This is a genomic window from Streptomyces sp. NPDC003042 (genome assembly GCF_053591315.1).
In genome coordinates this window covers 52124-71916 of record NZ_JBSFTP010000011.1, presented here as the reverse complement: position 1 = coordinate 71916, position 19793 = coordinate 52124, and the positions used below count along the sequence as shown (strand labels likewise).

13 protein-coding genes and 1 pseudogene are annotated in these 19793 nt (G+C 72.7%); 6 read left to right on the top strand and 8 right to left on the bottom strand.

The features are described from left to right. Positions 1–282: 282 nt before the first annotated feature. Positions 283–1023, bottom strand: coding sequence for a PP2C family protein-serine/threonine phosphatase (locus ACWDYJ_RS09020; RefSeq protein ID WP_451564826.1), 741 nt, complete (start codon positions 1021–1023; stop codon positions 283–285). Positions 1024–1290: 267 nt separating this feature from the next. On the opposite strand from ACWDYJ_RS09020, the gene ACWDYJ_RS09015 reads away from it, so the two are divergent. Both ACWDYJ_RS09015 and ACWDYJ_RS09010 read left to right on the top strand, forming a co-directional pair. After that, a complete protein-coding gene (locus tag ACWDYJ_RS09015) occupies positions 1291–2337 on the top strand; it encodes a M4 family metallopeptidase (RefSeq protein WP_451564825.1) in 1047 nt (348 codons plus the stop codon). Between the two features lie 276 nt (positions 2338–2613). Beyond that, a complete protein-coding gene (locus ACWDYJ_RS09010) occupies positions 2614–4581 on the top strand; it encodes a transglycosylase domain-containing protein (RefSeq protein WP_451564824.1) in 1968 nt (655 codons plus the stop codon). Positions 4582–4633: 52 nt separating this feature from the next. On the opposite strand, the gene ACWDYJ_RS09005 is transcribed toward ACWDYJ_RS09010, so the two are convergent. The 7 genes from ACWDYJ_RS09005 to ACWDYJ_RS08975 form a co-directional block, all read right to left on the bottom strand. After that, a complete protein-coding gene (locus ACWDYJ_RS09005; RefSeq protein ID WP_451564823.1) occupies positions 4634–6004 on the bottom strand; it encodes a hypothetical protein in 1371 nt (456 codons plus the stop codon). An 85-nt stretch (positions 6005–6089) separates the two neighbouring features. Beyond that, the gene (locus tag ACWDYJ_RS09000) at positions 6090–7796 is read right to left on the bottom strand and encodes a thiopeptide-type bacteriocin biosynthesis protein (protein ID WP_451564822.1); all 1707 of its coding nucleotides are present in this window, start codon (positions 7794–7796) and stop codon (positions 6090–6092) included. Positions 7797–7832: 36 nt separating this feature from the next. Beyond that, on the bottom strand, positions 7833–9764 hold the full coding sequence (locus ACWDYJ_RS08995) for a TOMM precursor leader peptide-binding protein (protein ID WP_451564821.1): 1932 nt from the start codon (positions 9762–9764) through the stop codon (positions 7833–7835). Then, positions 9761–11590, bottom strand: coding sequence for a hypothetical protein (locus ACWDYJ_RS08990; protein ID WP_451564820.1), 1830 nt, complete (start codon positions 11588–11590; stop codon positions 9761–9763). The genes ACWDYJ_RS08995 and ACWDYJ_RS08990 overlap by 4 nt, the downstream gene beginning before the upstream one ends. Beyond that, complete coding sequence (locus ACWDYJ_RS08985; RefSeq protein WP_451564819.1) at positions 11587–12747, bottom strand: lantibiotic dehydratase C-terminal domain-containing protein; 1161 nt, start codon at positions 12745–12747, stop codon at positions 11587–11589. Before ACWDYJ_RS08985 ends, ACWDYJ_RS08990 begins: the two co-directional genes overlap by 4 nt. After that, positions 12744–15428 (bottom strand): lantibiotic dehydratase, encoded by a 2685-nt coding sequence (locus tag ACWDYJ_RS08980; RefSeq protein ID WP_451564818.1) that lies wholly within the window; start codon positions 15426–15428, stop codon positions 12744–12746. Before ACWDYJ_RS08980 ends, ACWDYJ_RS08985 begins: the two co-directional genes overlap by 4 nt. An 86-nt stretch (positions 15429–15514) precedes the next feature. Further along, positions 15515–15700 carry a thiazolylpeptide-type bacteriocin gene (locus ACWDYJ_RS08975; protein WP_451564817.1) on the bottom strand — a complete coding sequence of 62 codons (186 nt, stop codon included), beginning with the start codon at positions 15698–15700 and terminating at the stop codon, positions 15515–15517. A 625-nt stretch (positions 15701–16325) separates the two neighbouring features. Between ACWDYJ_RS08975 and ACWDYJ_RS08970 the strand changes: the two genes are divergently transcribed. The 4 genes and pseudogenes from ACWDYJ_RS08970 to katG all read left to right on the top strand — a co-directional run bounded on the left by ACWDYJ_RS08970 (position 16326) and on the right by katG (position 19714). Continuing rightward, on the top strand, positions 16326–16718 hold the full coding sequence (locus tag ACWDYJ_RS08970) for a hypothetical protein (RefSeq protein ID WP_451564816.1): 393 nt from the start codon (positions 16326–16328) through the stop codon (positions 16716–16718). Next, positions 16613–17056: pseudogene (locus tag ACWDYJ_RS08965) on the top strand (DUF6183 family protein); the annotation flags it as partial. The gene ACWDYJ_RS08970 and the pseudogene ACWDYJ_RS08965, both read left to right, overlap by 106 nt. Before the next feature lie 28 nt (positions 17057–17084). Next, on the top strand, positions 17085–17378 hold the full coding sequence (locus ACWDYJ_RS08960; protein ID WP_451564894.1) for a DUF6183 family protein: 294 nt from the start codon (positions 17085–17087) through the stop codon (positions 17376–17378). A 146-nt stretch (positions 17379–17524) separates the two neighbouring features. Next, positions 17525–19714, top strand: coding sequence for a catalase/peroxidase HPI (gene katG / locus ACWDYJ_RS08955; RefSeq protein ID WP_451564815.1), 2190 nt, complete (start codon positions 17525–17527; stop codon positions 19712–19714). Positions 19715–19793 lie beyond the last annotated feature (79 nt).

Genomic DNA, 19793 nt, shown 5'->3' with positions numbered 1-19793 from the left:
GGGGGTCAACTGAGGCTCGTCACGCTCTCCGGCGCCGGCGACCCCGACGGTGACGCACTCGGCTTCCACATCGACGGCGTGGCCCAGGACGAGCCCGTCAGGAGCGCTGGGACCGGTGACGACACCGCCCCGGACGCGCGGCTGACGCCGGCCTCCGTCAGCCTGCGGCTCACCGGCGCTGGTGGCCTGCTCCAGCAGCTGCGGACAATGGTCGGCAGCGCCGTCGCGTACCAGCGCGAGGAGTATGGCAGCCCGCGCGGGCCCGAGGGTACGGCCCGTGGCTCAGGCGCCGATGCGCACCAGCGCGAGGGTGATGTTGTCCGGGCCGCCCGCGTCGATGGCGGCCTTCCACAACTCGAAGGCGGCTCTGCCGTCGTCGTGGACGCGCAGCAGGCCGGCGATCTCCTCATCGGTGACGGGGTCGGTCAGACCGTCGCTGCAGACCAGGTAGCGCGTGCCCACGGACAGCGCGAAGGCCGCCACATGGGGTGTGACGGCGCGGTAGGCAAGGCTGCCGCCGAGCGTCTGCGTGACGGCCGACGTGGTGCGCCGACCCGGCGCGGGTGGCGGGCTGTCGTCGACACTGACCTGGCGCAGACCGTCCTCGGCCGCGTCGAAAACCTTGCTGTCACCGACATTGAAGGCCAGCAGCGAGTCCGCCATGACGACGACGCCGGCGACCGTGGATCCCATGGTCGTCAGCTCCGGATGACCCTCCGCGGCGGCGTACACGGCGCGATTGCACGTCTCCAGCGCGTTACCGACAGGTTCCGGTGCGTCCAAGGTAGGTCCGAGCCCGGCGAGCCGGCGGACGACCAGCGCACTGGCCACCTCGCCGGCGGGCTGGCCGCCGAGCCCATCGGCGACCGCGACGACGAGCGGTGTGCCGAGGGGGAACACGAGGGTCTGCGGGTTCTCGGTCACGGTCCCGCACAGCGTCCACGGCCCGACGACCAGGCTGTCTTCGTTGTGCTCGCGCACCAGCCCGGCGTGGCTCAGGGCGGTCACCGCTACGTACGCCACCTCACCATTATCGTGCACTTCCTCGTCGACCGGGCCCCCGGGCGGGCCAAGACGCTCACCCGGTGGAGCAGGACGCGAAGGCCGTGCGGCCGAGCGGGGGCGAGGCCACCCTGTGCATGGCGGCGCGCCGCTGTCACCGTCGGAACCGATTTGTGACAGGGCCTGGTCAAAGCTGGTCGGCGTGCGCGAGGATCACGTCCGCACCACGCTCACCCACGCCGCCCACCACTCCGCGGCACCACCACATCCCAGCACAGGAGGATGTCCATGCCCCGCCGCACACCCCGCGGCCTGACCGCCGCGGCCACCGCCACCGCGGCGCTGTTCACGCTGGCCGGACCGGCCTCCGCTTCCGGGCCGGCTCCTGCCGCGTCCCTGCCTCAGGCTCGCATCTTCATGGTCAACCCGGTCCAGTCCTCCGGGGATCAGACGCTCGTCGACGCCAAGGACGGCGCCGACGCCGTACCCGCCTCCGCCTACACCACGGCCACACTGCGCAACCTGGACGGCAGTGGCGGCCTGTCCGGGAAGTGGGCGGCCGTCAGGTCGGACACCGGCCCCTCCGCGCAGACGAACGACGCGGCCGGCTTCACGCGCACGGACGACCAGTTCGAGCAGGTCATGGCGTACTTCTGGGTCAATGAGGCTCAGGAGTACCTCCAGGGACTGGGCTTCGGAACCGAACTGCCCGGGGCCAACAACCGCGCCCAGCCGGTCCGCATCAACCAGTGGGGCGCCGACAACTCCTACTTCACCGACAAGAAGGTCGAGATCCGCTTCGGCAAGGGCGGCGTCGACGATGCCGAGGACGCCGAGGTGATCCTCCACGAGTACGGGCACGCCGTGCACCACGCCCAGGTCCCCGGCTTCGGCACCTCCCCGGAGGCGGGCGCGATCGGCGAGGCCTTCGGCGACTACCTCGCCGTGCAGGTCGGCACCCGCGCCGCCGCCGTCCACGGCTGGCCGGTGAAGGCGAACCCGGCCTGCGTCGCCGACTGGGACTCGGTCACCTACAGCGCCGCCCCGCACTGCCTGCGCCGCATCGACGGGAACAAGGTCTACGCGGACAAGGTGGGCGAGGTGCACGCGGACGGCGAGATCTGGTCCCGCGCCCTCCTGGACATCCGCGACTCCCTCGGAGCCCGGACGGCCGACCGCGTCATCGTCAACGCGCAGTTCGGCTTCGCGCCGGACACCAGCTTCCAGGACGCGGCACTGACGACGATCGCCACCGCTCAGCGCATGTACGGCGCGAGCGCCGCGACGGCCGTGCGCGACGCGTTCAAGGCCAGGCAGATTCCCGGCATTCAGTAACAACCGCACCTCTGACCACAGTTGCCGGCCCCTCGAATTCGCCCTGACGCGCCTCGCGCGCCCCTGACACCGGGCGGACCCTCCTCGCGACGGCTTCCCCGCCCGGTGCATCTAGGCTGAGGGGACAAGCGCAGCAGAGGGGGACATTCGCCAGTGGGCAGGCAGGGTGCGGGCAGGAGAGGCCGCTCGCGCGGTGGGCGGGCCGCTCCGGAGGGCGGAAGCGGGGCCGCCGCGGGCCGTCGGCGGAAGTCCGGTCGACGACGTGGCGTCGGCGCTGTGGCGGGCGCGGTGCTGCCGCGCCTGCGGCCGGACTACCCGCGGCCGGGCCGGAGCGGCTGGCGTCGCTGGATCCTCTCGCGGCGTCAGTGGCTGGGTGTGTGCCTGTACGCGTTCCTCGGCGCGGTCGGCTTCGTCGCGGTCGCGTACGCAACCACGGACATACCCGATGATCTCAACTCGTTCGCTACGCAACAGGACAATGTCTACTACTGGGCCGACGGCTCCACCATGGCCCGGACGGGCTGGGTCAGCAGGCAGGAGATGCCGCTCGACAAGGTGCCGGCGAAGGTCCAAGGAGCCGTACTCGCGGCCGAGAACGCGAGCTTCTACTCGGATCCCGGCGTCTCCCCCTCCGGCGTCCTGCGCGCAGTGGGCGCCGCGGTGTCGGGCGGTGAGACCCAGGGCGGCTCGACCATCACGCAGCAGTACGTGAAGAACGCCTATCTCAACCAGGACCGCACCCTCTCCCGGAAGTTCACCGAGCTCCTGCTCGCCGTGAAGCTGGACCGGCAGACGAGCAAGGAGCAGATCCTGGAGGACTACCTCAACACCAGCTGGTTCGGGCGGGGCACCTACGGCATCCAGCGCGCGTCGCAGGCGTACTACCGCAAGGACGTCTCGCAGCTCAATGCCAGCGAGGGCGCCTTCCTGGCCTCCCTCCTCAAGGGCGCCGGCCTGTTCGACCCCGTGCTCAGCAAGGACAATCACGACCGGGCCGTCGAACGGTGGAGCTGGATCCTGGACCGCATGGTCGCGACCGGCAACCTCTCACCGGCCGAGCGCGCCACGTACACGACGTTCCCCGAGCCCACGGCTGCCTCCGCCCCCGGCACCGCCGGCGCGCAGGAGGGCTATCTGGTGGAGCTGGCCAAGGCGTACGCGGTCAAGGCCGGTCACATCAAGGACTCCGACTTCGACCTCGGCGGCTACCAGATCTCCACGACGTTCGACAAGGCCCGCATGGCGGCCCTGACCGCTGCCGTGCAGGAGACGCAGAAGGGCTTCGACGCCGATCGACGTCCCACCACGGACAAGCACGCGAAGATCGGCGCGGCGAGCGTCGCCCCCGACGGTCGGCTGCTCGCCGTGTACGGGGGCCCCGACTTTCTGAAGCAGGGCTTCAACGAGTCGAACGCGACGACGATTCCGGTCGGCACGGCGTTCACGCCGTTCGTGTACGCGGCGGCGCTCGACGACGGGGTGCTGCGTACCCGTGGCAAGGACCGCACACCCATCTCCCCGTCCGCGCCGTACGACGGCGATGACGGGGTCACCGTGCAGACGCCCGACGGCCCGTACTGGGACCGCAGCGGCAAGGTGGTGAAGGGGCACAATGACGGTGGCCGCGACTGGGGGAAGGTGACCTTGCGGCAGGCCGTCGCCGACTCCGTCAACACCCCGATGCTGCAGCTCGGCCTCGATGTCGGCCTCGACCGGGTGGATGCCCTCGCCCAACGCTCGGGACTGCTCGAGTCGAGCCTCGGACCGCGGGTTCCCGCCTTCGCGCTCGGGGAGAACTCGACCCCCAGCGCGATCCGCGTGGCCGGCGCCTACGGGACCTTCACCGCCGACGGCGTGCACACCGACCCCTACTCGGTGCGCGCGGTCACCCGTAACGGCGCTGCGATGCCGCTCGATGGGCCGAAGCCGACCCGGGCGATGTCGGTGAAAGCCGCGCGCGCGGTGACGGACTCCCTGCGGGACGCCGTGGCCGAGGGGTCGGCGAAGACGGCGGCCAAGGCGCACGCGGGCACGTCGGGCAAGACCGGAACGACCGCCGCCAATACGGCGGGCTGGTTCGTGGGCAGCACCGGGGGCGAGTCCACGGCCGTGGTGGTCTACCGGATGTCCCTGACCGATCTGGTCCCCCTGCCGCTGACGGGCCTGGGCGGCGACGCGCCGGGTACCCCGGGCAGCGAGCGGGCGGTGCGCCTGTGGTCCGCCTACATCAAGGCGGTGAAGTGACCCGGGCGCGTCGGCGTCCGTCGCCCGCGCGTACCGGCCGGCGGTCGGCCGCTCACTTGATCAGCGTCTTCCAGTCCGGCGCCTGCGCGGGGTCGAGCGTGCGCAGTTGGCCCAGGACCTTCGGGTCCTGGGCGTCGAGCCAGTCGGCCAGCTCCCGGAACGACACGCAGCGGACGTCCTGACGCGGGCAGACGTCCCTCATCATGTCCTCGACGGCCTTCATGTAGATGCCGCCGTTCCAGTCCTCGAAGTGGTTGCCGATGTACATGGGCGCCCGGCTCCCGTTGTAGACACGGTTGAAGCCGTTCAGATACGAGCCCCGGGTCTGATCGAGCCACACCGGGAATTTCGCCGGGTCACCCTGGGTGCTGTCGCCGGACTGGTTGTAGAGGAAATTGAAGTCCATGGCGAGGACTTGCACCTCTTTCCCCTGCAACGGGAGGAGTTGCAGGGGAAAGTTCCATATGCCGTCCGGCTTGGACGGCCACAGCTGGAAGTCCCCCGAGGAACTCGCGTCGTAGCGCCAGCCGTACGGCTTGATCGCGGTCAGGAGATTCTTCTGACCCTCCAGGCAGGGGGCACGGCCGCCGACCACTTCCCGGTCCGGGTCGAAGGGCAGGGGCGGCTCGTTGGTGAAGCCGGTGTTGGTCTTCCAGTTCTTCACGAACGAGTACGCCTGGTCTATCTCGCTCTTCCATTCGGCGGGGCTCCAGTCCCCGCCGCCCTCGGCCCCGCAGAAGTGTCCGTTGAAGTGCGAACCGATCTCGTTGCCGTCGCTCCAGGCACCACGCAGCTGAGCCAGCGTGGTCTTCACGTGCGGGACGGTCGGGTACGAGATGGCGGCCGAACCCTGGCTGTGCTGCGGCGGGTGGTACAGCATCCGCTTGCTCTCCGGAAGCAGGTAGATGCCCGTGAGGAAGAAGGTCATGTGGGCGTCGCTCTCCCGGGCCACCTGGCGGAAGTGCGAGAAGAGGTGGACGTCGCCTTCCAGCGCGCCGTCCCAGGAGAACACCACGAACTGCGGCGGCTTCTCGCCGGGCTTGAGCCGCTCCGGCTTGAGCTGACCCCGCTGTGGCCCGGTGTAGGAGGTGGAGCCGTCTCCCAACACCTTGGTCTTGCCGTCCCAGGCCTCCGCGTCGGTCGGGGAACCGCCCTTGCCGGCCGGACCGCCCGAGGCCGCGGGGGCCGCCAACTTCGCGTCGCGGACGGCGGTCCCCGAGGAGTCACCCCAAGTGAAGGCGTAGGCGGTGGCCGCGGAGGCACCTATGGCGATCACCGCGACGCCGATACCCGCGCGCCTGCGGTTCCGCGCCTTCCTGCGTGCCTTGCGGTCGGTCCGGGACTGCGTCTTGGTGCGCGGAGCAGCGTCGGTCTCGTCCATCGCGGTCGTCTCCCCCTGGGACACCGCGGCAGGGCGGCGCATGGATGGTTTCGTAAAAATATAGAACTTGTCGGACCGCTGCCGCACGCCGGGCCCCTCACCGCCGCCGCCTCCGGTGCGGCCGGATTCACGCCGCCGTGCGGCGCCCGAGCGGCAGCAGGTACTGGAGCGGCTGTTCGAGGTCGTCCAGCCCGAGGAGTTCATGGGCCAGATCGTCGTGGAAACCGCCCAGCGGGGTGCCCGCCAGGCCCAGGGCCGACCCCGTCAGGAGAAGCGTCTGCGCCATGTGGCCGGTCTCCAGAAGAGCCAGTCGCAGCGCGCGCAGGCCGTAGCGGCGGCGCAGCAGGCCGAGGTCCGCGTACAGGCCCAGAACCACCGGCGCCCGGTCGATGCCGATCCAGTCCGGGTCGGCCGCCGGACGGGACAGGTACGTCGACAGCGCCTTGAGCTCCGACATCGGCGGCACCGGGCCGATCCGACGCAGCGTGCGGCGTTCGGGCACGCAGTCGTAGGTACCCGGCGCAACGCCGGCCACGTCGAGCACCAGCAGGCGCACCCGGGCCGTGTACAGGGCGCCCGCGCTCGGATAGGGGCGGTGGACGGTGGCGCGGGCCGAGCCGTCCGCGAGGCGCTGCTCGGAGCGGCCGCTCTCCGCCAGGGAGTGCCACAGCAGCGCGCCCAGCGTGCCGCCGTCCAACGGCCCTCCCAGGGCGCCGCGTACCGAGGACCGCCCCGCCAGCACGGCGCGCAGCGACACGTCCGGCAGCGGGTCCGCGGGCAGGGGAATCTCCGGCCAGGAGTTCCCCGGCGGCTCGGGGGGCAGCGGCCTCAGAGCCGTGTCCTCGTTGCGGCCGATCTGGAACTTGCTCCGCTCCAGGTACTGGAGGTCCGGTGCGGTGTGCCCGGACGGGAAGTACGCGGGCGGCTCTTGCGTTTCCAACAGGGTCCGGGCGGCCAGTCGGCAGACCGCTCGCTCCTCGTCGGGGGTGACCCCGAGCCGGTTGCACAGCATGTGGAGCTGGGAGGCCCAGACCCATGCGGACGTGTCAGCGGACGTGTCAGCGGAGGCGCGCCCGGGCGTCGGCCCGCTCGCGGCGCGCAGCGACGCGTCGGCCTCGCGGACCTCGTCCACCCACCGGCCGAGCCAGGGTGCGGCGGTGCCCGCCGCCAGGTGCTCGCGCAGGTTCGCCGCGCGCCGCGCCAGTCCCGCGCGCTGCGCGGCGTACACGGAGTTGACCCGGGTGTGCACGGAGGCGCCCGGCAGCAGCTCCACCTCGGTGACCCACCGCCAGCCCGCCGCGTGCCGGCGCAGCCAGCGCGCCGCGGTGAGCCCGTCCATCCCGAGCGCGTACGCCGTCGCATGGACCAGGTCCGTCGCGAACGCCAGCCGCGCCGCGGCACCGCCCCCGTCCCCGTCCTCCTCCCCCAGTCGGCGCAGAACGTCGAGCGCCACCTGGGTGGAGGCGGCGAAGACCTCCTCGGCGACCGGCAGTGCGCGCGGCCCGCCGTAGCGTTCGGTCTCCGGTACGTACGCCACGGCGCGGACCTCCCCGTGGCGGGACGGCCAGGGGCCCGGCACCGCGGGCACCTCCTTCGCCGCCCGGGCCAGGTCGTCCGGCAGCTCCGCGGCGGCTGACCCGCTCAGGCCGCGTACCCGGATCCGTACGTGGGGGCCGCCTTCCGAGTACCGGATGAAGAACCACCGGGCGGCCTTCCCGGATGCCACCAGCCCGTCGAGGAGCGGAGCCACGTCCCGGACGAGGAACGCGTCGGTGTCCGCGGCGGCGGCGTGCAGGAAGAGGTGGTAGCTGCGCCAGGTGTCGGTCGTCGTCATGTGCGGTCCTCGTGGTGGATGCCGTGGCCGGCGTCGTCAGGGGAAGGGGTGCGGATGGACCGCGAGGTCCTCGTAGCGCAGCGGCCGGTCCGTGCGGCCCAGCCGGTACGGCACCTCCAGCAGCCGGGGCAGTCCGCGGGTGCGGTGGTTGACGTGCCCGAAGGTCATCGGCAGCGAGCCGGGTACGACGACCTTCACGCAGTGCAGGCCGAGCCGGTCGCGTGCCCCCGGTTCGCTCTGGTCGACGGTGATCACCTCCAGCCCTGCCCGCGCCAGCCGCTCGACGGTCGTTCCGAGCAGGGCGGTGAGGTCGGCCACCGGCTCGGGCGCTCCCGGCCAGGCCTCCGCGGCCGGCACGCGCGGTGTGTCGGCGAAGAGGAACTCCAGGCGCGGGCCCGCCTCGGGAAGGGTGTTCAGCCCGACGTGGTCGTCCAGGGTCACCACCAGGTCCGGCCGGTCCAGCATCGGCCGCAGCCGCTCCGGATCACGCGGGCGGCCCTTGGCGAACGAGCGGTGCGCCGACTCCAGCACGTTGGTGACGACTTCGGCCACCGCGGACCGGATCGCCGCGCGGGGGTCGTGGTGCGCTCCCGCCGCCAGGAACATCCGCGGAGCCCGCGGGTGGGAGCCCTCGTACCGGCAGACGGCCACGACCGACGGGATGCCGAAGTCGTTCGTCGCGTCGAGCAGGAGGAGCCGGTAGCCCGCCAGGGCCGCGCGGTCCGCGAGCAGTGCCGTGTCGAGGTCTTCCGGCGGCGGCTCGACGCGGCGCAGCGGCGTCACCGCGTACCACGCCATCAGGAAGGCGTCGCGCTCGGCCACCTCGAACAGGCCGTAGAGGGCGGCCTCTTCGGGACTGTTGCCGAGTCCGCAGCCGTTGGAGGACTCGTACACCACGCGGGGCCCGTCGGCGCCCGGCACGTCCCAGTACGCCACGTGCTCGGGGACGGCCGTCGCCCGCTGCCGGGTGAGCGACCATCCGTGCACCCAGTCCAGCTCCAGATCCGGCGTGTACGGGACGGTCGGCGACGCCGGGTGCCCGTGGTACGCGGGGTCGGGAAGGCCGAGCCGCTCCGGGTCCACCGCCCGCTCGGGGCCCAGGTCGGTGAAGGAGGCGCGCAGATCGGTGCGCCGGCCGGTCGGCCGCATCCCCGCGTACCGTTCAAGGCTTTCGAACAGCGCGATCCGCTCGCTGTCGGCGAAGTCCCGGGCCCGGCCGTAGCCGCCGTCGTCGACGCGCCGTCCGTCCGTCACGAACGCGGTGGTCAGGCAGAAGGCCGAGTCCTCGGACCGGAACAGCCGACGCACCGGACCGAACCGCTCGTCGTGCAGCACGGCGCGCAACCGCTCGGCGCCGGTACGGGGGTTCGGGGTGCGCAGTACGTACGGGTCCGGGAGCGGGCGGGGCGTGGAGGGCAGCGGGACCGGGCCGGACGCGGAGTCCGACGGCAGGGGACGGCACACGGCGCAGCCCCCGACCGGCCGGATGTGATGGGTGGACCAGGTAGCGCGCCCCTGGTGCACCACATGGACGACGGCCGTCCCCGGATCCTCGCGGGGCGGTGGGCCGGCGCCGCCGTCCAACAGATCCGTCACCAGGGCGCCGACCGACTCGGCCAGGGCCGGGGACGGTACGCCGGCCAGCGCCAACCGGGGGCTCTGCCAGGGCACCCGGCCGCCCGCCGTGGCCAGCCGCTGGTACTCGGCACAGCACAGGCAGGCCGCCGCGCCCGGCCCCAGCACCGGCCCGACCACCGCGAGCGCGCCGTCGAAGCGCACCGGGACGAGTGCCACCGGGTGGCCCAGCGCGTGCCGGCTCAGCTCCTCGGCGAGTCCCAGGGTCCACCGCGTCAGCAGGACCGCGCCGGGGCCGGCCGTGGTCGTCATCGCGGAACGAGCGTCGAGGACCGGCACGGGCAGGGCTCCGAGCAGGGCGGGCAGGGCCGGGTCCGTCGTCGCAGCGGTCATCGCGCCTCCTGGGGGGTGTGCGGGACGGGGTGCAGGACGGTGAATCCGAAGGTCCGTAGACGCTCGGTGAGTTCCCTTGCCCGCGCCGGGCCGGGCGCCCGCGAGTGGAAGGCCGCTCCCGTCAGCCGGCGCAGCGCGTCCTGGAACGCGTCCTCCCGTACGGCCATGTCCGCCAGCCAGCGGCCCGTCCAGCCGGAGTCCTCCCAGGCGGCCGTCCTGGTTCCGGCGGTGGCCAGCGGGGCGACCGCGCCGCCCGAGGGACGGGTACGGCCGGCCGGCAGCCCTACGGAGACAGCACAGACGGCGGAGAGCGCGGCGAGCGCCACCGCGTCACCTGGCGTGGCCTCGACGGCGTCACCGAGCACGGGGGGCTCGGACGGCGTCCGCAGCGGGTCGCCGCCGCCCGGTGCGGACCGGCGGACGAGGGCGCGGTACACCTCCTCGCCCGGAGCCGCTCGGAACACCTCCAGGCGGGCGGGCACGGCGAGGCGGACGGTCAGCGTCGTCCACCAGTGGCGGGCCTGCGGGTGGCCGGACCACCGCGCCGCGGTCACGGAGGCGTACCCGTCCGACGGCGCGAAGCGGCTGGAAGCGGCGGCGCGCAGGGCACGGCCCCGGGCGTGCCCCGGGGTGGCGCCCACCGTGAAGTGCTCCTCCCCCGACAGCAGTTCGGCCCCCCGGCAGAACATCTCCAGTCGTGCCAGGTCCAGCCGGGGTGCGGCACAGACCAGACTCCCGCCGGGGGGCGCGGTCTCGGGCAGTCGGCAGGCGGCGAGTGGCGCCGGCAGCTGCCGCAGGTCGGCCGGGAGCGGCTCGGGCAGGATCCCGCACCGCTCGTCGCCGAGCGCCGCCACCCGCCGCAAGGCCTCGCCGAGGGTGCCGGCGGGGGCGAGGTCCGCCCGCCGGTCGGCGTCGAGCCTGTCGGGTCCGAGCCAGGTGCGGTACTCGGCGTGCAACGGGCGGGCCCGCGCGAAGAGCACCGCGGGAAGCCCGGACAGCAGCCGCTCGTCGTCCCCTTCGCTCGCCGGGTCCGGCATCCCGGCGGCCGCGCACAGCAACCGGTGCGCCGCGGCGCCCCCGAGCAGGGTGACGAGCGCGGCGGAACCGGCCGCCTCGCCGGAACCGAGCCGTGCCTCCAGGGCCGCCGCGTCGGAGCGCACCTGGGCCGGACCGCCGGGGGCGGTGGCGTAGCCGCCGTCGCCGCACAGCCCTACCGCGACCCCCCGGTCCGGTCCGTCTCCGCGGGCGTACAGGAGGACCCGGTCCGCGGGCAGGGCCGTGTCGGCGGTGTAGGAAACGGGCAGCCCGCACCGTTCGAGCGCCCGCCCGGCGGCTCTGGCCAACGGTCCGTCGGGGGCGCCGGCCAGCACCTCGGCCCGCGTCGTGGCCAGCGCGGTCGCGGCGGCATCGGGCCGCTCGGCCGTGACGCCGATCCACTGGGCGACCGGACCGGAGCCGGCCGTGCGGCCGTGGTCTACGGGATCTGCGGGGCGTGCGCGCTCCTCGGGCTCTGTCACGAGCAGGTCGTGCGCGTCCAGTTGCCCGACGAGCGTGTCCACGGCCGCGCGCAGGGACGACCCCGGCTCCATGCCGTCCCGGAGCACTTCGAGACCACCGTCCCGCAGCGGCGCCTCCAGCAACCGCCACAGGGCAGGCAGCGCGGCGCTGCCCTCCAGGGTGACGCTCCCCCGTCGGCCTCTCAGATGAAGACCGTTGCGCAGCGGGGTCACGGCGACCCCGGGGCGCAGCCGCCGTACGGTCCGGGGTGGGGCGGCGTACGCCCGCACGGCGGTGGTGGGGGGCACGGCGGGAGTTCCGGCGGTCATGCCCGTCCCTCCACGGCGTCGATGGCCGCGCCGATCTCCGCGCGCCAGTCGCAACCGGTCAGGACCGGCACCGTGCGGACGACCAGGTACGCGGCCAAGTACCGCTCCAGTGGGCGGACGTCGCAGATGGCGAAGAGCCGGTACAGGGCGTTGGTGCAGGCCCGGTACACGAGGTAGTCGGGGCGGCTCCACATCGTCCCCTCCGGGTCCGAGCGCCGCAGGGAGTGGTGGAACTCGCTGTACCGGGTACGGATGTCGTGGTTCCAGCGCTCCGCCGCCCCGGCGTCCCCGGTGGCGGCGGCCCGCGTCCGGTACTCGAGTGGGGCGCCGTGCAGATCGGCTCCGGCGTCGTAGCGGCTCTGCGCCAGCTGCCAGGCGCCCGCCGAGTAGGCCGCCCAGGCGCGCTCCACGCCTTGCGCGCCGCCGTCGACGATCCGCCCGACGAGACCGGTCACGACGTGGCCCGCGCGCTCCCAGTGGCGCTCGAAGCTGTCCCGCAGCCTGCCCTCCGGATCGTCGTGGAGGAGGAAGTCCTCCAGGTGGGAGACGTACGAGTAGTGGCCGCCCGCCAGGCCGCCGGGGTGGGCGCGGGCATGCGCGGCGAGTGCGGCGACGGCGAGCTGGACCCGGGCCTGCGCCGTATCGCCGTGCTCCGCGAGGAAGGCGGCGCCGGCCCGCAGCGCGCCCAGCCCGGCTCGCAGGAGTTCGTCGCGCAGGGCGGCGCCGTCTTCGCCGAGGAGGCGGCGAACCGAGGAGCCGTCGACGGCCTCGATCCGGACGGTGTTGTCCGCCACGATCGGCCCGTAGGGCGGGGCGATGAGTTCGGCGCGCCCGGCCTCGGCGGCCCGCTCCAGCAGCTGGGCCTCGGTGAGGTCGCCGTGCGAGGGGTGCGTACGGAGCCAGTCGCGGATGTGGGAGGCGGCGGCCGCGGCGGCGGCCTCCACCTGCGCGGGTGGGCCCTGGAGGCGCAGCCGCATGTGAGGTCCGTGCAGCCAGTGCCGTTCGACGTGGGCGGTGGGTCCGACCTGCGCGTAGGACTCGGCGAGCGGCAACAGCACCTCGCGCAGCAGCGGGGCCTTGACGGGGTGGTGGTAGTACGTGACCACGCCGAGGGCACCGCTGCGGTGGGGGCCGCTGGTGTTCTGCGGGCGCGTCATCGCGGCCGCCCGGCCCGGTAGACATCCAGCACGAGTTCGACCGCGCGGGCCGGGGCCGCCAGGCCGCCGGCCGTGGGCAGCGCCTCCTCCAGGACCGCGCCGTCGCCGTGGCGGGACAGCCACTTGGCCAGACAGCGCAGGTGCAGCGCGTTGCCGAGGTCCACGAAGTGCGGTTTGGGCCGGCTGAGCCGGCTCAGGAAGTCGTCGGCGGCGCGCCCGGTGGATGCGGTGGCGACCGGGTGCAGGAAGACCTGCTCGGGGAGGTCCAGCAGCGCGCGCCAGCGGACGGCCGCCTCCGCCGGGACCGTGCCGGAGCCGAGGTCGGCGCGTAGCTCCCGCACCACGCCGGGCTCCAGCACCCAGCGGCGGCGCTGGAGCACCACGTGGCGGTGGCGCAGCCGGGGGCTGCGGGTCACCCGGCCGCCCGGCACGGCGAAGGTGTGCCGGGGGACGAGCGGCCGGAAGTCGACGGCTCCGTGGGGGTGGTCGGCCAGGTGGGCACCGATGCGGCGCGGCAGGAGCACGGGGGCGAGGAAGCCCGGGTACAGCACGTCGAGGAATTCGCCGGTGCTCCGCAGCCGCACGCGCACTTGGTCGGTGCTCTCGTCGTGGACGAGCCACAGGTCGCCTTCGCCGATCGACGCCCAGCGGCGGTCGGGGCCGATCTCGTCCGCGACCAGCCGGGGGTGGAGGTTCGCGTTGAACCCGCCGACCGGCCGGATCTGCGCGGCTCGTGCGCCGGGCCCCAGGCCGGACCGGATCTGCCGGGACACCTCGGCGGTGGCGCGCGGGTCCAGGTCGTCCAGGAACCGGCTGGTGAACCGGCCCCAGCCGCCGTACACGTGGTTCACGCAGAGCAGGCCCTGATGAGGGTCCCGCTGGAGGAAGTACGCGTAGCTGAGCGGCCGTTCGACGGCCCAGCCCGGCAGCCGCTCGCCGAGGGTCTTGACGAGGTCCGGTGGCAGGACGACCTCGTCGCCGGCCTCGTCGCTGTCGCCCGGCTTCCCGGCCACGGCGTGCCGCGGCCCGCCGACCCCGCAGCCGACCTCCGCACGGAGGCCGGCGAGTTCGTCGGCCCCGGTGGGGAAAGCGGTCCGGTCCGCGGGGTCGAGGGCGGTGAGCCGCCCGGCGGTCTCCCAGGCCGCGGCGATCTCGGCTCCGAACTCCCAGGGGTGGCGGCAGCTCCCGCCGCGGCCGTAGCGCTCGACGAAGCGGTCGCGGACGACGCGGCGCACGACATGGCCGAGGTCGAAGAGCTCCGCCAGTGCGGTGACCTCGCCGAGGGCCTCGTGATCGGCCCCGCCGAGGAAGCCGTCGAGCGCCAGCGGGCGCGGGGCGACGACGTCCTCGGACAGCACGGCGAGGGGCGCGGAGACGGGCGGGACGGGGCGCCCCGCGTCGGCCAGCGCCGCTGTCCAGCGCTGGGACAGAGCGGCGAGGAGGGCGGGACGCCGGGCGGCGGGAGTGGTGCCGTACGCCGATGTCATCCGGCCGAGTTCGTCGATGCGGTCCGCGCGTGCCGTGTCCTCGGGGGAGGCCGGGTCCTCGGCGCCGGGCGCTCGCAGCCATGTCGCGAGGCGGTCCACCGGATCGGCGTCCTGTGGCGGGAAGGGGTCGCCCGGCACCAGGAGGCCCGCCTGTCCGAGACGGTCGAGGAAGGCGGTGGCCGCGGGGCGGGCGCCACCGTCCGCCCCGGGCAGGGCCGCGGCCAGCAGGTCGGCCAACTCATCGAGCGCCACGGGGCTTTCGGCGTGCTCGGTGACCAGGCGCAGTGGGCCCGCGAAGGGCAGCTCCGCCTCGTCCTCGCGGGCCACGAGGTAGCGGCCTCCGGCGAAGGCGGTGCGGTCGCGGCAGTACGCCGCCCGTCCACCGGTGACGCGGGCGGTGCTGGTGATGCGGTGGGCGAGTGCGGTGCGGCGGTGCGGCGCGTCCAGGAGGGCGAGGGTGAGGGCGGTCGTCAGTGTGCGGTTCGCCTTCACCACCGCGCGCAGGCCGCCCTCGAACAGGGGCGCGGTGGCCCAGGAGGGGACGGGGCGGGCCGACGATTCCGGCAGTGTGCCCCAGCCGACGGCGGTGAACCAGGACAGCGGGCTCGTCTTGGTGCTGGCCCGCAGGGCGTAGCGCAGCACGGTGGCTTCTTCCTTGCGCGCCCTGCGGTCGGCGACGCCGGTACCCGCCCGCTCCACGGCCCGGAGCAGGTCGGCGCTGGTGAGGGCGACGGCCTTGCCGAGGGCGGGTGCGCGGCACAGGGCGGCCAGGGCCGTGCGTTCGGCGGCCAGGGCCCGTTCGGCGGTGGCGTCGAGTTCGGCGAGGAGCGCGCTGCGGCGCGTGCGGAGGGCGATCCACGAGGCGAGCAGGGGAACCCGGGCGGGCAGGTCGCCGAGGCGTTCCAGGAGGACGGGCCGCGGCTCGCGCCCGTTGTGCAGGGCGCGGCGCAGGGGGAGGACGACGCCGCGGTGGAAGTCGGCCGGGTGGCCGTCGCGACTGTCATGGAGGCTGTCGCAGAGCGGCGCGGTGGAACGCAGGAGCTCCGTGTCGATCCGGTGCAGGCGGGCGAGCAGGGCGCGGAACGCCTCTGCGGCCGGCCGCTGAGCCGGATGTGCGAGCACGGTGGCGCGGACCAGCGCGGACGACGCGGACCGTACCCGGTAACCGTCGGCGCCCGCGCGCGGCTGCGGCATGGTGGTTGCGGTCCTCTCGTGGTGGCGTACGGACCTCCCGCCGCACGCGAGGTGCGGCGGGAGAGTCCGGCGTGCGGATGGTGGGCCTACATCGTCGGAGTGTCCGTCGTCGGCTGGGCGCAGGACGAGGAGCCTTGGCAGGAACAGGAGCCGTAGGACGCCCCGCCCTCGGGCAGCGCGACCGTGTCGCGCAACGAGGTCACGGTGAGGTCGCCGAGGTCCAGCTCCAAGTCCTGGAGGCCGAATTCGGGGGTGCGCGTTGTGTCGGACATACGTGTCTCCCGGGAGTGGAATAGAAAACCGAATGTGCACCGAACGAAACACCGCGTTCCACGGCGCCGGAAAACGCACGCCCGACCGGGTCGACCTATTTCCCGGCGACTGAAAAACGTCGGCTCGGCCCTCCCGGATCGGGACTGTGTCCGGCCCGCGGCGCGGCCAGTACCCAGGATCACCCAGAGCGCTGAAGGATCGCTAGAGCGCAATCCATCGGATTTCCGCGCTTTCCCAGGACCGCTGGAGCGGGTCCATGGAAAGCAATGACCGGCTGGCCGGATATCACCCGGCGCCTGGCGGCATATGTGCTGGCTGCGGAACTTCCGGGCATTGGCTCGCCGCCTTCGCGGCGCCTCGTGGCCGAAACCACCCACACCATTCCGCGCTCGATACGTCAGCGATTCGTCAGGATCCGGGCGCCGGGCGGCTTCCACAGCAGCAGCATCTCGCCGACGGCGCCACCGGCTCGGCCGGAGCAGGGTCGCCCACCCGCAGTGCCGGCTCCACGTCCGTAAAGACCGACGCGGATAATGGCACCACCCTGGGCCGCCCTCACGCGCGCGCCCGTGGTCGCGGTCCGGCCAGGCGGACAGCACGCACCGATCTGAGGATGAAGACGCAATGACGCTGAAAGAAGGCCAGCGGGTAAAGCTGGCAGCGGACATCAGGCTGAGCGATACGGTCGCGACGACGGGCGACTCCTCGACCTCGACCGTGGTCGTCGCCGGGTTCCTGTCTCTGGGAGCGGGCACCGAGGGCACCGTCGAGCGGGTGGTCGAGAACCGGCATCAGAGCCCGGGGGTCGGCGAGTACGAGCGGCTCAAGTCGCTTCTCGATTCCTTCGGCCATGAGATGCCCACGGAGAGCAGGAGGCAGCTCGAAGAGAAGGTCAGCTCCCTGGAGCCCGAATGGCTGGCTTACCAGGAACAGAGATTGCGCGTCATGGTCCGCGTCCGCTTCCACAACGGTTTCATCCTCGACGACGCACACGAAGACACCTTCACGCCCGCCTGATCAGCCACTCCCCCGAACGGGCGCGGCCTGGTCTCGACGAGCTGCGCGCCTGCTTGTTCCACGAACTGCTCCTGCGGGGTGTCGACATGCAGTCCTCACGGCCGCTGCGCAGCCGGCCCCTGGTGCGGCCCGGCCGGCATGGGTTGTCATGGCTCCCGGTGGACCTCCGGCCGTTCGAGGCCGGTTCGCCTTTCCCGAGCCGGTCGATCAACGGCGGCGCGGGCGGAGCGTGGACGGGGCTCACCGCCGGGGGCCGCCTGGACCCGCCGACGCCCCGTACCACCGAACGCTCACCGCTGCGGGACATCGCGACCGCCGAGGTGCACGACACCATCGTCGCGGCGCCCAGCACCGGCGCTCCGCCCGCTGTCGGACATCTGGCAGATGCTCTTCAGCACCGCTCCGATGGGCGGCACGTACGGCCACGGGGCGCAGGGCGCGTTCGGCCGATGGGCGGCCTGGCGATCACTGGCGGGGCTCGGCGGCGCCCCTCTCGGCGCGAGCGCGGAGGAGGTGGAGCGCTGTGCGGTGGAGAGCACGTGGTTCCACTTCGAGTGTGACTCGGACTGGTTCCACAACGAGATCCACGACTACGGGATCGCCACCCTCTTCCCGGACCGCCGCCGGATCGCGGTGCTGGCGGCGGCGGACACCGACTAGAAGACTGATGCGGACCGTGTCCGAGGGCTGTCCGGCCGCGTCGAGCTGTGGCGGGCGTCACCGGTGCGTGAGGATGGGTGTCTCGTCGGCCGTCCAGCCCCGCGCTGACGGCAGAAGGAACCACCGAGACAGGAAGAAGGACGGACGTGTCCGGCAGCGAAAGCGAGAACCCGGCAATCCCCTCCCCGACCCCCACGCCGACTCGCCCCAGGACGAATCGGGACTGGTGGCCGAATCAACTCGACCTTCAGGTTCTCCACCAGCCCTCGCCCCGGTCCAATCCGATGGGCGAGGACTTCGACTACGCGGAAGAGTTCACGACCCTCGACCTCGACGCGCTGAAGCGGGACGTCTTCGAGGTGATGACGACGTCGCAGGACTGGTGGCCTGCCGACTACGGCCACTACGGCCCGCTCTTCATCCGGATGAGTTGGCACGCCGCGGGAACGTACCGCATCGCCGACGGCCGGGGCGGTGGCGGCAGCGGCGCCCAGCGCTTCGCCCCCCTCAACAGCTGGCCGGACAACGCGAGCCTCGACAAGGCGCGCCGTCTGCTCTGGCCGGTCAAGCAGAAGTACGGCCGGAAGATCTCCTGGGCCGACCTGCTGGTCTTCGCCGGCAACTGTGCCATGGAATCGATGGGGTTCAAGACGTTCGGGTTCGGCTTCGGCCGCCAGGACATCTGGGAACCTGAGGAAATCTTCTGGGGGCCCGAGGACACGTGGCTCGGGGACGAGCGCTACAGCGGCGACAGGGAGCTCACCGGTCCTTTCGGTGCCGTGCAGATGGGACTGATCTACGTCAATCCGGAGGGGCCCAACGGCAACCCGGATCCGATCGCCGCCGCCAGGGACATTCGCGAGACGTTCGGGCGGATGGCGATGAATGACGAGGAGACGGTCGCGCTCATCGTCGGCGGCCACACGTTCGGCAAGTGCCATGGTGCGGTCGACCCCGCGTACATCGGTCCGGAACCCGAGGCCTGCCCCATCGAGCAGCAGGGCCTCGGCTGGAAGAACACGTACGGCAGCGGCAAGGGCGCCGACACGCTCACCAGCGGGCTGGAGGGCGCATGGACCTCCGAGCCGACGAAGTGGGACAACGGGTACCTGGACAACTTGTTCAGGTACGACTGGGAGATGACGACGAGCCCCGCCGGCGCGAAGCAATGGACGCCCAAGGACCCCTCCGCCCAGGGGACCGTTCCTGATGCTCACGACCCGTCGAAGAGGCACGCTCCCATGATGCTGACGACGGACCTCGCGCTGAAGGTGGATCCGGTCTACGGGCCGATCACGAAGAGCTTCCACGAGAACCCGGACAAGCTCGCGGACGCGTTCGCCAAGGCGTGGTACAAGCTGTTGCACCGTGACATGGGACCCCTCTCGCGTTACCTCGGCCCGTGGATTCCCGAGCCGCAGCTGTGGCAGGACCCCGTCCCCGCGGTCGATCACGAGCTGGTCGCGGACGCGGACATCGCTGCCCTCAAGGGCAGGATCCTCGCCTCGGGCCTGTCCGTATCCCAGCTGGTCACCACCGCTTGGGCGTCGGCGGCAAGCTTCCGCGGCACCGACAAGCGCGGCGGGGCCAACGGGGCACGGATCCGGCTCGCGCCGCAAAGGGACTGGGAGGTCAATGACCTGCCCGAGGTGGCCGAGGTGCTGCGGACCCTCGAGCAGATCCGGCAGGACTTCAACCTCTCACAGGCCGGCGGTACGAAGGTTTCGCTCGCCGACCTGATCGTCCTCGGCGGGTGTGCGGCCGTCGAGCAAGCCGCGACTAACGCCGGGCACGACATCACGGTTCCGTTCGCACCGGGGCGCACGGACGCCTCGCAGGAGCAGACCGACGTGGAGTCGTTCGCCGTGCTCGAACCCAGGGCGGACGCGTTCCGCAACTACCTCCGGGCGGGCGAGAAGTTGTCGCCGGAGACTCTCATGCTGGACCGCGCCAACCTGTTGACACTGACATCTCCCGAGATGACGGTGCTGATCGGCGGCATGCGGGCCCTGAACGGCAACTTCGGGCGGTCCCCACACGGTGTCTTCACCCACCGGCCGGAGACGTTGACCAACGACTTCTTCGTCAACCTGCTCGACATGAGCACGGAGTGGAAGGCGTCGACCTCGGCCGAGAACGTTTTCGAAGGTCGGGACCGCGCCACGGGCGAGGTCAAGTGGACCGCCACCGCCGTCGACCTCATCTTCGGTTCGCACTCCCAGCTCCGAGCCGCCTCGGAGGTCTACGCGTCCGAGGACGCGGGAGAGAAGTTCGTGCGTGACTTCGTGGCCGCCTGGGACAAGGTCATGAATCTCGATCGGTTCGACCTCGCCTGAGTCCGACGTCCCGGTCGGCCGCCCATCGGCCGACCGGACATCCTCGGTATCTCCCCGGACCGGACTCGGCACCGAGCCG